Genomic DNA, 13,254 nt, shown 5'->3' on the forward strand with positions numbered 1-13,254 from the left:
TAGAATTACGGAATGAAACAGCCTAATTTTTTTGAAGAAATTGAGTGCAGTAAATTTCTGTCCTCTTCTTCATTTTTTTGATAGTATTAAGATATAAGGAATAATCAATTATCTACTAAAATATAAGAGATCCTTATGGGGATGACGTAAGGAAGTGATTGCATGGATATACAGAAGGCATATGAAATTTTGGATATTTCAAGGGAAAGCAGTATAGAAGAAATAGAAGAAAAATATTTTCTCTGGATCCGAATAGCAAAGGCTCAGGAACAAAAAGGAATTACAGATCCAAATGAGCTAATTAATATGGATGAGATCACAGAAGCATTTAATGTTATTAGAAATCATTTACTAGAAGAGGCAAGCAGTAAAGAGGGGAAGAAACCGAAAAGCCCTTTCAGGGAAAAAATGGATCATTTCTTCGATTATTATAAGTTCCATACAGTAGCGGCTGTTTTTACGTTAATTTTAGCTTTCTTTCTTATCCAATCTATCGTAGAAAACCGCCAGGAGCAAGCGCGTTTGGCCGCTTTACCTCCAGTTGATATTGAAATAATGATGTATGGGGAATATTTTAATGATGATATTTCTCCACTGGAAAATAATATTGCTGCTATGTTTCCTGACTGGGAAAGAATCGAAGTTAATCTTGTATATGGCCCTACGGAGGTTACGACAGAGTTTGATATCGGAGCAGTACAAAAAAATGCCATTACGCTGATGATGGAAGTGCCAGATATTTACATTATGGATTTACACCATTTTCGGAAATTTTTCGAGGACGGTCCTTTCCAACCTCTAGACCCAATTTTAGAAAATGAGGTAGAACAACTAGAAGATGACAGACTTTATTATCTCCAAATGCAGAATGACGATCAGGAACGTCTATATGGCATTGATATTGCTGGTAGTGATATCTTTAATGGAGTTGAGTTAGTAGGTAAAGAGAAGATTGCTATTATTCGTTTAGATGCAGATAAAGAAGAAAACGCAATAACATTCCTACAATCCGTTATTAATGGATTAACAGAGGAATGAAGAGGAGAGGGTGTCACAGGTAGGTCTTAACCTTTTGTGACACCCTCTAAGTAATACCATCACTCTTTTACAACTTCACCTTTAGCTTGCTGTTTGCCTGCCTGCACCAGACTGCAGCTGATACATGTGGTAATATCTTCCCTTTTCCTCCATTAAGGATATATGATTACCTTGCTCCACGATTTCTCCATGATCCAAAACAAGTATTTGATCTGCTTCCCGTATGGTAGATAATCGGTGGGCAATGACGAACGTGGTACGCCCTTCCTTTACCACATCCAATGCCCTTTGTATTACTTCCTCTGTCTCCGTATCGATGTTTGCCGTAGCTTCATCTAAAATGAGAATTGGCGGGTTAAACACAAGTGCTCTAGCAAAGGAGATAAGCTGCCTTTGTCCTGATGACAACGTACTTCCTTTTTCTTTTACCTCCTCATCGATCCCATTTGGAAGCTGCTGAAGCATATTACCGGCACCTACCTTGTGAAGGGCTTCGATAATTTCTTGTCTGGAAATGGATGGGTCATCCATACTTACATTAGAAGCAATTGTTCCCGTAAACAGAAACGGGTCTTGTAGTACTATCGCCATATGCTCCCGCAGCGCTTGCTTAGAAATAGAATGAATATCTATTTCATCAATTGTGATTTTCCCCTTTTGATGATCATAAAAACGGAATAAAATATTCATCATAGAGCTTTTACCTGATCCTGTATGGCCAACAAATGCTACCGTTTCCCCTTGTTTTGCAGAGAAGGTGATATTTTTTAACACATAATTATTTTTTTCATAAGCAAAGGATACATTCTGAAAGCTTACATCTCCCTTGAACCGGGTCACTTTCTCCTCTGAAAGAGCAATTCCTGGTTCATCCATAAGCTTAAACACACGCTCTCCTGCAATTCGCGCCTCTTCTAATTGGGCAAGTTGATTAACAATACCATTAACTGGCTCGAATAATCGGTTAATGTAATCTACAAAGGCGTATAGTACCCCCATTGTAAATAGAGTTCCAACTCCTAGGGCTCCACCTCCGAAATACCAAATCAACCCTACAAAGGCTAAATTCCGAAAGAAGTTCACAAGGTTGAAGGATGTGGCAGCATTTAAATTTAAGAGCTTATTGTTGTGGCGGAAGTGGTCCTCATTCATAACCTCAAACTCATTCGTTACTTCCTTTTCCCTTCCAAACGCTTGTACGATAGACATCCCTTGAATACTCTCGTTAATTTTTCCATTAATATCACTGAGCCGTTCCCTAATGACCCGATTAAATTCACCTGCATATTTCCGGTAAAAAATCATCCAAGCAATTAAAATTGGAATGATCGCTAAGGTTGCAAAGGCTAGTGTAGAATCTAATAGGAACAGAGCTATAAAAATACCAATCATATAAATGATACTTGTAAAAAAGGTTGCTAATACCCTGACGTAAAGCTCCCGAATTGCTTCCGTATCGTTCGTAATCCTCGAAACGATTTTACCTGCAGGGAGGTGATCAAAGTATTGGATTGGTAACTGGTGCACCTTAGCAAAAACATCCTCACGCATTTGTTTAATAATTTTATTAGCAGATGTTTGTAAGAGATACCTCTGATGATAGTGAAAAAATGCGGAAATAATAATCAAGAGAAAATATCCGCCCATTAACATAAATAGATACCTTACCTCCGGCTGAAAAAATTGATAGACCTCTCCTGGAGAAAGGGCATAAACGGTATACGATGTTGAAATTCCATTTCGTGTGACCGTCAATACTCCGTTTTCAACGGAACGTTCCCCGTCAAAGATAACTAATTCATTTAATAGATAATATTGGAGTCCCTGTTGAAAGATTTGTATTTGAGGCTTCCCTTCCCTTATTTCCCGAGCATATCTATCAGAACGAATATACTCCTTACCTCCGTAACTTACTTCCCCATTTTCCGTAACTTCTACCCACGGTTTTTCAATCCCAAGGATGTGGTTATCGATCATTGTTTTTGCAATAAATGGACCTGTAAGCTCTGCTGCAACAGCAATGGTTAAAAAGACTAATGCAATGATAATCGTACGTTTAAATTGGAGGGCGTATGCTAATAATCGTTTACCCACATGTTTCATTGGGCATGCACCCCCTTCACTTGCTCTTTAGTTCGGAAGCCTTCTACTTCTAAATGCTCCGTTGTTTGTTTTTCCCCTTCTTCCATTTGCTGCTTCGTATATTGCTCAAAATACCAGCCGTGATTCTCCATTAATTCCTCATGGGTACCACGTTCCACTATTTCTCCATTTTCAAAGACAAGAATGATATCAGCATGACGAACGGCTGACATTCGGTGTGACGTGATGAAGGTTGTTTTTCCAGAGCGTTCCCGTCTAATATTATTCACAATAAATGCTTCTGTCTTGGCATCCACTGCTGATAAAGCATCGTCTAAAAGGAGAATCTCAGGATCCTTTATGAGTGCCCTAGCAATAGAAATACGCTGCTTTTGACCACCAGATAAGGAAATCCCCTTCTCTCCCACTAAAGTTTCCATTCCGTTTGAAAAGGTATCCATATCAGCCGTAATGGAGGCAAGATCCATCACCCTACATAGGTCATACTCTTCCGCATCCGGTCTTCCGAACATAATATTTTCCCGAATTGTTTTTGAAAATAAAAATTGATCTTGTGGTACGTAGCCAATCCAGCTTTTTAACTGAGACAATGAAATATTTTCAATGGGTACTCCTGTAATCAATAGTTGCTTTCCATCAGTAGGATACTCCCTGAGGAGCTGTTTAAAAAACGTTGTCTTTCCGCTTCCCGTTTTCCCAACTAGACCAACAGTCATCCCCCTAATAATAGTGACATCAATTCCCTTTAAGTTAGGTTCTTTAGACGAAGGGTATTGGAAGGTTAAATGTTTAAACTGGATTACATCGGGAGTTACAACAGATACTAGATCCTTGTTATTTTTTACATCAGGCTCATAAGAAAAGGTTGCATTTAAGCGATCCATGGATGCATTTCCCCGCTGCATGATGTTCATTAGCTCTCCAAAGGCAAACATAGGCCAAATCAGCATCCCTAAATAGATGTTAAAGGAAACGAGCTGTCCTAACGTAATCTCATTACGAAATACGAGATAGGAACCGTAGCCTAAACCAATCATATAGCTAAGTCCAACAAGAATTTTAATGGTTGGTTCAAAGAGTGCATCAATTCTTGCTACAGATATATTCTTTTGAAGGACGTCATCTGTTAAACGCTCGAATCGCTTTTGGTCGTCCTTTTCTTTTACAAAGGCACGGACAACACGAACTCCTCCAATGGATTCTAATACTTGATCGTTCATATTACCAAAGGCAGTTTGTGCTTTCATAAATCGTTCATGAATGATTTTCCCGTATTTTTTCATAAGCCAGGCCATAATCGGCAGTGGCAAAAAAGCTGCTAATGTCAGCTTCCAGCTCACTAGGAAAGTCATCATAAACAAAATTACGATGAGAAATATAGTGGAGTCTATTAAAGTTAGAATTCCGAAGCCTGTAGTATGGGAGATTGCCTTTAAATCGTTTGTAGCTTTTGCCATTAAGTCTCCCGTCTTATTTTTTTCGTAAAAGGTTGGGGTCATTTTCATTAAATGATGCATGTATTTGGATCGGAGGGTTCGCTCCAATATAAAGGCTCCTCCGAATAATTTACGCATCCACACATACGTCATAAAGTAGATGACTACCATTAAACCTAATAAAAAGAAAATATAGAATTGAAGTCTCTCTGCCGTTAGTTGTCCTTGCAGTACCTCGTCAATAAAGATACCAAGGAGCCTTGGAGGAAGGACCTCTAATAAACTCACTACGAGTAATATGGAAATGGCGATCGTATACCTTCTCCAATGTGCTTTAAAAAACCATGTCAGTTTTCTTAAAACTGAAAACATAATTTCATCTCCTATTCAATTGTTGTTTTGTTCGATTCTTGGGTTGCTACCCACCACCTGTCGTTGCTTCCTTTGTCAGTCTCCTTCTAAGCCACATCATAATAATCATTAAAATTCCTCCTCTGTATTTAATAGATTTATGTGATCGGCAGTAAGTACCGGTGTCACCATTTTAAGACACAAAAAGGCACACAAGACTTAGCCCGTGTACCTTTTATACAAGCTCTAACAGCTACAATAACCAATAGATTTATAAAAAAATAGAAAAGGGCTGTCACATGGCTGTGACCAACCCCATTGTTAAAATAGAATGAAATAAACTTTTCCCTTTAAAACAATGGGAAAATAGACGAAGGGGAAGACACAACATGTTCATATTTAGTTTGTAGTTCATTTCGTACAATTCTCTGCATGATCATGTTCTTCTCCTCCTTTTCATTTAAAATTTGTTGTTGAAAATTTATAGTTTGAAACAAATAATTAAGGTGGATTACTAAATAAAGGTAATTTCCACAAATAAATGGTAGCACTGCTATTATTATTTGGCAAGATATTTTTTTATAAGTTTCCTTTTTTGAAACTTTTTTAGAAGAAATGGAGTTCAATAAGTGAAAGGAGGCCGGGAGCATGAAAGTAACAGAAGAGCAAGAGCGAGCTTGGATTGAAGATGCACTTGATGGAAATGATGAAGCCTTTCAAAAGATAATTAATGCTTATCACACAACAGTCGAACGGTTTGCAAGACAAATCGGTGTTCAGGATCAAGATATTCAAGATGTGACCCAAGAGGTTTTTATAAAAGTGTACCGCTTTCTCTATAAATATTCACGGGGAAAGTTCTCCACATGGTTATATAGCGTAACGTTAAATGTGTCAAAGGACTTTTTTCGAAAACAAAAACGAGAAAAGGTTAAAATGATGAAAGCAATTCAAGAAGGTCCAGCAACCTTTTATGAGGATAACTTAGATTTATCAGAAGATGCTAGAGTCTTACATGATGCGATTCAACGACTGGACGAAAAATACAAGGTACCGATTGTCCTATTTTACTTCCATGATGCATCCATTAAAGAAATTGCAGTGATTATGAACAGTAGAGAAGCCACTGTGAAAACCCGTTTAAAAAGGGGAAAGGATATGTTGAAAAAAGGTTTAAAGGAAGGAGGCAGTATTAATGAGCCAAGAGCGCTTTGAAAAGGGAATGAAAGAATTAAAAAATAAATATAAGGAAGAAGCATCCACCACATCGACAAAGGAAATATTTCAATCCATCCAGTTAGAAAAAAATAAACGAGGGCAGCGGCAACCATTTCAATACGGAGCAGTAATAGCGGCAACCATTGCCATATTCCTTATTGGCTGTGTTCTAATAGGATCACTACTAGCAGGAAACGACACGGCAAATGATGTTACTGAGTCACCACCTGTATTAGATGGTGTAGCAAGCAGCGACGATAATAAAAAGGAAGATAGTGAAAAAGAGGAAACTAGCGTTATTACTGAAGTCAACCGATCGGAAACGTTAACTAAAACTGCAGCTCCTGAGGGAATGGAGGAAGAAATAGAATACGAACTATATGTAAGTGAGCACCTTGGATATTCAACCTATTTACACCCTGACATGGAGACGGCGGAAATCTCTTCCGATGGAGAGTTTAGGGAAATCCACTCCATTTTCTTAGGAGACATACAAGTATCTCGTACGGATGATGAGACTGGTTTAATAAAAAATATTAGCTTTGCGGAAGAAGGATACGAAGAGGTTTCTTTAGAACATTCATTATTTGATAATGTTGTCCACTATAGTGTATGGAGCCATCTAACGGACCCCCTATTGATGTATTACGTAGTTGTGGAAGGGCTTAATGGAAGCTTCTATGAATTGAAAATTAATTTAACCATTGAAATGGAAGATGGCTACTTCCCATGGGTAGTGGAAACATTCATTGAAGAAATGGAATTTCACGAATAAGTAGTAAAAGCTTCGGTCGTTACGAGCCTGATATGAGAAACCAACTCATATCAGGCTTTAATAAAATTGCAATGTTCGCTCTTTGTAAGAACTAGATTAATTTCGATAAATAATACTCATCCACATATTCTCCATTTACCTTCAGAGAGTCCCGCTTTACCCCCTCTATCTCAAAGCCCATTTTTAAATAGAGCTGAAGCGCCTTGTAATTGTGCTTCATCACTGTTAGTTCTAAACGATGAATCCCTTTTTCCTTTGCCCATTCTTCCATCTGTATGAATAGCTTCTTACCTAGACCTTGCCCCTGGTAGTCTTCAATAATACCAACGACAATATAAGCCGAATGGGAATTTCTTTGAAGGGTTTGTCCAAATAAAGCTAAGTATCCTACCAGCTTCCCAACATCATTTTCTAGCACCCAAATATTGCTTGTTTTTTCCTTACTTACTCGCTCCAGCATTATTTTCTGTTTTTCTACTGTTGTTTTTCGTTCCCCAGGTTCATAGAGCATAAAAGACGTTTCATTATCTAACTGATGATTAACTTCTAGGAAACTATCTGCATCGGAAGTTCTTATTTCTCTAATTTTCATTTCCCATCCTCCCCTTTTGTATAATGTTCATTATGATTTGCTTGAATATATTACAGGCGTAAAATGTCACCGTCCTGGTTCCTCGCGGGCATCCCTTCAAGAAGCATTGCTAGCAGAGGAAGAGACAACTCGTAGCTATTTCATGGAGCCTCGCTCGACGCTGGAGTCACCGCCTTTTGCTTCTCCAAGCTTTTAAAAAAAGCAACAAACGCTTGCTAAAACAGCCTTTTATAAAAAATCAGGGACCACAGCCCCTGATTTTTATTTATATACTCGTAAAACATAACCGCCACAACCACATTGAGATACGTACTTAGCTGTAATGGATTCACCGAAACGCTCTTCCAAAATTGATTTTAAATAATCCTCTGGATTTCCAAAGTTATCTGGAGTCACTAGGTTTACATACGTTCCCGTCACCGTTTCCTCTACCGCTTCAATACCGTGCTGAATGACTAACTCACGATCTTCGGCATATTCTCCATGCTCTAAGGATGCTGACCAAGATTTACTCAAACTTCATCACTCCCTATAACATTATTTTCCCATTTTACACTTTATTTGTCCTGTTCAACAATGGCTTCAACTAATGGTTCAAACCACTGGCTTAGTGGCTTAAAAGAATAACCCGCTCCCTTAGCTAAAGTAACATCCTGATAAATAGATACTGGAAAATTCATTGGCGAACTGTCATCTCTTGTTTTCGATCCTTCTATTTTGGCTGCTTTCCCTATCTTCTTCTCCAATAATTCAATCATTCCCCCTAATGTAATTTGATCAGGAGCAGAACAATTTACAGGCCCTGTTAAATTTTCGAAACCTACCCAAAATAAAAATGTAGCTAAATCATCAGAATCCACAAAGGATACTTTTGCATTTAAATTATCTAGCCCAATACTATCCCCTGATACAATTTTTCTTACATGGTAATGAAGTCTCTCCGTATAATCATCTAACCCGAAAACGATAGGTGGGCGAGGAGCAACAACAGGAAAAGACGCCTTTTGAAAAAAAACTGCTTCTGCTAAGCGCTTGCCTTCTCCGTAATCAAAATTCTCTTTTCGTCCATATTTAATTTCATACAAAAATGGATCAAAGTCCTTCTCTACCTTTTCTTCCTTATCATCAAATGAATAGACGGAAAGGGTGGATGTTAAGACATATTTCCCGACTCCATGTCTAAAAATATCACACATATCCTGGGCATCGTCCGGTGCAAAACAAATTTGATCATAGATAACATCCCACTTAGTATCCTCGAAGGCTTTTTCAAGGGATTCTCGATTAAAACGATCAACCTTAAGGCGCTTTACACTGCTCCCAAATTCATCTGATGTCTCACCACGGGTAGCGATGGTAACATCATCTCCATGGGCTACTAATTTATTTACTAAACGCTTCCCGAAAAAACGTGTTCCCCCAAGAACTAAAACTTTTCTCATGTCTTTTCCCTCTCTCCTATGTAATTTTAAAATAAACCCCATACTATTTCATTGATGCACATCACAATGAAGAAAAATTCAGAAACTTTATCCCTCTATTTTATCACATTAATGACACAGACCGGGGCTCGGAACTTTTGTTCACAGACCCGGTCTGTGAACAAAATGTTACAAAATTGTCAGATTGATTTTATAATTTTTGGGTATTAATGAGTTTAGTGGATTTATGCTTTGGGCCTCATTTTTTATCTGTGTCAATTGGAAGGTAAGGGGCCTACTTAAAAGTGTAAATAATTATTCCAAGATATTATGAAACTTTATTATTTTTCATACGTAAACAGGAAGTAGAGCATTTTAATTAAGAGCATCGAAATTATAAAAGGAGGTAATTTAACTATGAGTGATTTATTAAAAAAGGGGTTTTTACTCGGATTAGGAGCAGCTGTTGCCAGTAAAGAAAAAGTAGAAAAATACTTCCAAGAGCTAGTATCAAAAGGAAAGCTTACCCCTCAAGAAGCACAGGACCTATTTGATTCCTTAGTAAAAAAGGGGGAAGAAACTGGAGAACGGTGGAGTTTACGCTCTAAAGAAAGAGTTCGAACTTTATTCGACGACTTAGATCTTGTATCAAAACAGGAATTTGCCCAGCTAAAGGAACGTGTGGAAGAATTGGAAAAGAAAGTTGACGGAACTTCAACCATACCAGCTGATGAAGACAACAAAGAAGGCCCAACTAGTTAATAAATAAACGTTGCTTCTACAAATTAGGCTTTTTTTAAAGGCTTGGAGAAGCGGAAGGCGGCGACTCCAGCGACGAGCAAACGAAGTGGCGCAGGAAATCTATACGAACAGAGCCAAAAGTAAAAATCATAATTTTATATTTGCCCTTTCCTTAAAGGATTGGGCATTTTTTCTGCCCCTTTAAAGCACCATGGAATATTTTAACCACCCTCTTATCCGCATATTGTCCTTTTACAAATCAAACATTAACAAAGAACAACAGTCACAACATAAGGAGGCACCATCTGTGGATATCACTCAACTCCAAGCAGGGGATAGTATTTTTGTCATAAGTCGAAATCCACATACACAATCTGTGGCAGAAATCCAGGAAGCATCTGTTGTGGAGCATCCGGATTACCCCGGTCGAATTGTGTTGTTCTTATTTGAAGAATATATCCCACTAACAGAAGATTACGCCATGTTTTCAAGTTATCAAGAAGCGGAAGACATGTTTAATATGTACTTTAATGAACCGGATATAGATACAGAATCACTTTACTAGAGCTAGTAAATAAGCAATGAAAAAGGCGGAAAACAGCATGAGTATTAAACCTTTTATCCCCCAATTGGTTTATATAGAGCCTGGTGCTATGGAATATCCATTAGGTGTTCAATTGCAGGAAAAATTTCAAAAAATGGGTCTCGAAATTAGACAAACCACTTCCCATAACCAAGTGCGAAACATTCCTGGAGATAATGATTTTCAGAAATACCGGAATGCAAAAGCGACTTTAGTTGTCGGGGTTCGTAAGACATTAAAGTTCGATACGTCGAAGCCATCTGCAGAATATGCCATCCCCCTAGCTACAGGTTGTATGGGCCATTGCCAATACTGCTATTTACAAACGACCATGGGGAGCAAGCCTTACGTACGAACGTATGTAAATGTAGAAGAAATTCTAGATCAGGCTAAGAAATATATGGATGAACGTGCTCCGGAGATAACACGCTTTGAGGCCGCTTGTACCTCAGATATTGTTGGTATTGATCACCTAACCCATTCATTGAAAAAGACCATTGAATTTTTTGGTAAATCAGAGCTTGGAAAACTACGCTTTGTTACGAAATATCATCATGTGGATCATTTATTAGATGCAGACCATCAAGGAAAAACCCGTTTTCGCTTCAGTATCAACGCAGACTATGTTATTCGAAATTTCGAGCACGGTACCTCCCCTTTAAAGGATCGTATAGAAGCTGCAGCAAAGGTTGCAAGGGCAGGTTATCCTTTAGGATTTATTATAGCTCCTATCTATATTCATGAAAACTGGAGAGAAGGCTATGAGACCATGTTTCAAAAATTGGATGAGACGCTCCCCAAAGATGTTAGGAATGACATCACCTTTGAGTTTATCCAGCATCGTTTTACTAAGCCAGCAAAAAAGGTGATCCAAAAAAACTATCCTATGACTAAATTAGAATTAAATGAGGAAAAACGTAAATATAAATGGGGGAAATACGGTATAGGGAAATACGTCTATACAACAGATGAGCAAGAGGATTTAAAGAACTCTTTATTCAGCTATAAAGAAAAGTATTTCCCTGATGCAAAAATAGAATATTTCACATAAGAAAAAAGGGTATCAAAGGTGCAAAACACCGGTTGATCCCCTTTTTCTACATTTTCATATTATTTATTTTTACTTTTCTCATATTCTGCATCCCTTTCTCTTCGACGTTTTTCCGTGGATAAAATGAAGTGCCACATAAATCCCCAATAAATTCCGATAAACACAAAGGCTACACAAAATAAAACGTTCGTCGAAAATTCCTCAGGGTGCAAAAACATTGTTATGTCGAATCTATAATTAATAACTAATTTTACTAAAAGATATATGACAATTAACTTAACGGCAAAGTTAAGTAAACCTTCTTTTAAAACAAATTTCGCACGTCCTTCTTTCATCAATTTCTGCATTCGTTCTTCACGCTTAGACTTAAACATAACCACATCTCCTTCACTTGTTACTTCTTATGTTATCACAATTTAAATTGTTTTCGTAACTAGTCTATTTTCTGGGAAATAGTTGTGAATAATAAGTAACCTTCTTTTCGCGAGCTTGGGCATAACGAATTTCTTTATTTGTACTATGCCCTATGTAGCCATCAACATCAATAACACAGATTTCATCACTCATATCTATTTTCTTCCTATGAATTTCCTCAAATAACCTTTCTTGCTCTTTTGTTATATCAATCCCTTCACTTTGCTCGAAGAAACCGACACTAATGACAACATTGCCTTTTAAGGTCAAATATTTATTTACTTCTTCGAATTGATCCTTAAATTTTGTTGAACCACAAAGTGTAATAACCTTCATTCCTATTATCTCCCCATATATTCTTTTACTACTTTATACTACCACGTACTTATTTAAGATGACATAAGAAAAACGCAAGGTCATTTCTCCTTACGTTTCCTTCCAGCTTTGATCAAAATCGTTTAACGTTTCCCACATTGTCCAAGCTTCCAACAATCTTTCCCTCTCAAACTTATTTAGCCTTCTTTGTTTTTTAAATATCTCTTCAACATGATAGTTAGACAAACTACTCCACTCAGCTATTTCTTCCAATGTTACCTTTTTCTTATTAACTAATTTATCTAGCTTTTCCACAATACTCTCCCTTTGTTCCAAGATTGCTACCAATGGAACTATAGGAGCTTGAAACGAATATACCTTAAAATTAGTTAGGGGCAAACTATTGGTTAAAAATTCACTAAATAAGTTAATCCTATTTTTCGTATAACCCTCTTTTGAAAACGAGGATGTAGATGTTCTGCCGGAAAATAAAATATTCCTGTTTAGCATTTCCTTCTTTAAGTAAATGACTTCTGAAGGCCATGCTATCTTATAATTATGCTTCAGTGCATTCCTTCCCCAGATAGAAAAGACCTTTTCATCCCATACCAACCAGGGACAATTGCCTATTGAGTCCGACCACTTCTGGAAATCATTCATTACTTGTGTAAAGGTAGGGGCAAGCCACCAATGGGAATACTGTGAATGGGTTGCCCTTTTCAGTTTCCAGTGAAGAAACACTGGTCGTATATAGGAATGGAAAGTACCTCCCCTTATTGTCATGCCATCAATAACACTCATCTGTATTGCAGCTATTTCAATCATTTCACTAAAATCTCTTTTATTCTCTTTCATACTATTTATTTCAACTAAAATAGCTTTCATTGTATTCACTCTCCTATGATTTTCCCGCTTTACTCATAGAACGCTAAATACACAAAAGATGTTTCATACATAAAGAACAAAAGTGCAATGCGCGTGCCTATCGAAGCGGCAACGCGCGCGTTGCCTATTCGAACGGAAAATGCTCTGACCGATAAAAAGCGCTTTTTGCTTTTTATTCGGGCTGAAATTTTCTCGAGCCGATGGCGCATGAAGCTAGACGATTATTCAGCTACCGCTATCCACATTCAGAAAAAATATAATTTCCTGGTGTATGAAATAATTATTTATACGCAAAAAGTCCCAATGACTATGCTACGATTGAAGTACTTAA

15 protein-coding genes are annotated in these 13,254 nt (G+C 37.6%); 7 read left to right on the forward strand and 8 right to left on the reverse strand.

The window, feature by feature from the left end; translation table 11 throughout:
• The first annotated feature begins 162 nt into the window (after window positions 1–162).
• Window positions 163–1,038 carry a hypothetical protein gene (locus J2S74_RS26765; protein ID WP_307332653.1) on the forward strand — a complete coding sequence of 292 codons (876 nt, stop codon included), beginning with the start codon at window positions 163–165 and terminating at the stop codon, window positions 1,036–1,038.
• 81 nt (window positions 1,039–1,119) lie between these two features.
• On the opposite strand, the gene J2S74_RS26770 is transcribed toward J2S74_RS26765, so the two are convergent.
• Both J2S74_RS26770 and J2S74_RS26775 read right to left on the reverse strand, forming a co-directional pair.
• Window positions 1,120–3,141: an ABC transporter ATP-binding protein gene (locus tag J2S74_RS26770; protein WP_307332656.1), complete on the reverse strand. Its 2,022-nt coding sequence runs from the start codon at window positions 3,139–3,141 to the stop codon at window positions 1,120–1,122.
• Window positions 3,138–4,949: an ABC transporter ATP-binding protein gene (locus J2S74_RS26775; protein WP_307332657.1), complete on the reverse strand. Its 1,812-nt coding sequence runs from the start codon at window positions 4,947–4,949 to the stop codon at window positions 3,138–3,140. The genes J2S74_RS26770 and J2S74_RS26775 overlap by 4 nt, the downstream gene beginning before the upstream one ends.
• 627 nt (window positions 4,950–5,576) lie before the next feature.
• Here J2S74_RS26775 and J2S74_RS26780 point away from each other — a divergent pair.
• Complete coding sequence (locus J2S74_RS26780) at window positions 5,577–6,143, forward strand: RNA polymerase sigma factor (protein ID WP_307332660.1); 567 nt, start codon at window positions 5,577–5,579, stop codon at window positions 6,141–6,143.
• The gene (locus J2S74_RS26785) at window positions 6,124–6,921 is read left to right on the forward strand and encodes a hypothetical protein (RefSeq protein ID WP_307332663.1); all 798 of its coding nucleotides are present in this window, start codon (window positions 6,124–6,126) and stop codon (window positions 6,919–6,921) included. Before J2S74_RS26780 ends, J2S74_RS26785 begins: the two co-directional genes overlap by 20 nt.
• A gap of 91 nt (window positions 6,922–7,012) precedes the next feature.
• Here the strand turns inward: J2S74_RS26785 and J2S74_RS26790 are convergent, their stop codons facing one another.
• The 3 genes from J2S74_RS26790 to J2S74_RS26800 all read right to left on the reverse strand — a co-directional run bounded on the left by J2S74_RS26790 (window position 7,013) and on the right by J2S74_RS26800 (window position 8,955).
• Window positions 7,013–7,513: a GNAT family N-acetyltransferase gene (locus J2S74_RS26790; protein WP_307332666.1), complete on the reverse strand. Its 501-nt coding sequence runs from the start codon at window positions 7,511–7,513 to the stop codon at window positions 7,013–7,015.
• 261 nt (window positions 7,514–7,774) lie between these two features.
• The gene (locus tag J2S74_RS26795) at window positions 7,775–8,029 is read right to left on the reverse strand and encodes a CGCGG family putative rSAM-modified RiPP protein (RefSeq protein WP_307332669.1); all 255 of its coding nucleotides are present in this window, start codon (window positions 8,027–8,029) and stop codon (window positions 7,775–7,777) included.
• Between the two features lie 41 nt (window positions 8,030–8,070).
• Complete coding sequence (locus J2S74_RS26800) at window positions 8,071–8,955, reverse strand: NAD-dependent epimerase/dehydratase family protein (RefSeq protein WP_307332672.1); 885 nt, start codon at window positions 8,953–8,955, stop codon at window positions 8,071–8,073.
• 396 nt (window positions 8,956–9,351) lie between these two features.
• Here J2S74_RS26800 and J2S74_RS26805 point away from each other — a divergent pair, with 396 nt between their 5' ends.
• The 3 genes from J2S74_RS26805 (at window position 9,352) to splB (ending at window position 11,309) form a co-directional block, all read left to right on the forward strand.
• Entirely contained in the window at window positions 9,352–9,696 is a 345-nt protein-coding gene (locus tag J2S74_RS26805) for a phasin family protein (RefSeq protein WP_307332675.1), read from the forward strand.
• A 286-nt stretch (window positions 9,697–9,982) separates the two neighbouring features.
• Window positions 9,983–10,240 carry a transcriptional regulator SplA domain-containing protein gene (locus tag J2S74_RS26810; RefSeq protein ID WP_370876085.1) on the forward strand — a complete coding sequence of 86 codons (258 nt, stop codon included), beginning with the start codon at window positions 9,983–9,985 and terminating at the stop codon, window positions 10,238–10,240.
• Window positions 10,241–10,277: 37 nt separating this feature from the next.
• Window positions 10,278–11,309 carry a spore photoproduct lyase gene (gene splB, locus J2S74_RS26815; RefSeq protein WP_307332677.1) on the forward strand — a complete coding sequence of 344 codons (1,032 nt, stop codon included), beginning with the start codon at window positions 10,278–10,280 and terminating at the stop codon, window positions 11,307–11,309.
• A gap of 59 nt (window positions 11,310–11,368) precedes the next feature.
• On the opposite strand, the gene J2S74_RS26820 is transcribed toward splB, so the two are convergent.
• The 3 genes from J2S74_RS26820 to J2S74_RS26830 form a co-directional block, all read right to left on the reverse strand.
• On the reverse strand, window positions 11,369–11,683 hold the full coding sequence (locus J2S74_RS26820) for a hypothetical protein (protein WP_307332680.1): 315 nt from the start codon (window positions 11,681–11,683) through the stop codon (window positions 11,369–11,371).
• A 64-nt stretch (window positions 11,684–11,747) separates the two neighbouring features.
• Window positions 11,748–12,059: a hypothetical protein gene (locus tag J2S74_RS26825; RefSeq protein ID WP_307332683.1), complete on the reverse strand. Its 312-nt coding sequence runs from the start codon at window positions 12,057–12,059 to the stop codon at window positions 11,748–11,750.
• Window positions 12,060–12,149: 90 nt separating this feature from the next.
• Window positions 12,150–12,923, reverse strand: coding sequence for a 3'-5' exonuclease family protein (locus J2S74_RS26830; protein ID WP_307332686.1), 774 nt, complete (start codon window positions 12,921–12,923; stop codon window positions 12,150–12,152).
• A gap of 87 nt (window positions 12,924–13,010) precedes the next feature.
• Between J2S74_RS26830 and J2S74_RS26835 the strand changes: the two genes are divergently transcribed.
• Window positions 13,011–13,254, forward strand: a 244-nt coding sequence (locus tag J2S74_RS26835; protein ID WP_307332689.1) for a hypothetical protein, incomplete at its 3' end; no start/stop codon positions are given.

Source organism: Evansella vedderi (genome assembly GCF_030813435.1).
GTDB classification, from domain to species: domain Bacteria; phylum Bacillota; class Bacilli; order Bacillales; family Salisediminibacteriaceae; genus Evansella; species Evansella vedderi.

Bases quoted from the DNA above. Each gene is read 5' to 3' on its own strand.
- J2S74_RS26790 (WP_307332666.1), bottom strand. From the start codon at position 7,513: ATGAAAATTAGAGAAATAAGAACTTCCGATGCAGATAGTTTCCTAGAA.
- J2S74_RS26800 (WP_307332672.1), bottom strand. From the start codon at position 8,955: ATGAGAAAAGTTTTAGTTCTTGGGGGAACACGTTTTTTCGGGAAGCGT.
- J2S74_RS26830 (WP_307332686.1), bottom strand. From the start codon at position 12,923: ATGAAAGCTATTTTAGTTGAAATAAATAGTATGAAAGAGAATAAAAGA.
- J2S74_RS26780 (WP_307332660.1), top strand. From the start codon at position 5,577: ATGAAAGTAACAGAAGAGCAAGAGCGAGCTTGGATTGAAGATGCACTT.
- J2S74_RS26765 (WP_307332653.1), top strand. From the start codon at position 163: ATGGATATACAGAAGGCATATGAAATTTTGGATATTTCAAGGGAAAGC.
- J2S74_RS26785 (WP_307332663.1), top strand. From the start codon at position 6,124: ATGAGCCAAGAGCGCTTTGAAAAGGGAATGAAAGAATTAAAAAATAAA.
- splB (WP_307332677.1), top strand. From the start codon at position 10,278: ATGAGTATTAAACCTTTTATCCCCCAATTGGTTTATATAGAGCCTGGT.
- J2S74_RS26820 (WP_307332680.1), bottom strand. From the start codon at position 11,683: ATGTTTAAGTCTAAGCGTGAAGAACGAATGCAGAAATTGATGAAAGAA.
- J2S74_RS26770 (WP_307332656.1), bottom strand. From the start codon at position 3,141: ATGAAACATGTGGGTAAACGATTATTAGCATACGCCCTCCAATTTAAA.
- J2S74_RS26825 (WP_307332683.1), bottom strand. From the start codon at position 12,059: ATGAAGGTTATTACACTTTGTGGTTCAACAAAATTTAAGGATCAATTC.
- J2S74_RS26775 (WP_307332657.1), bottom strand. From the start codon at position 4,949: ATGTTTTCAGTTTTAAGAAAACTGACATGGTTTTTTAAAGCACATTGG.
- J2S74_RS26805 (WP_307332675.1), top strand. From the start codon at position 9,352: ATGAGTGATTTATTAAAAAAGGGGTTTTTACTCGGATTAGGAGCAGCT.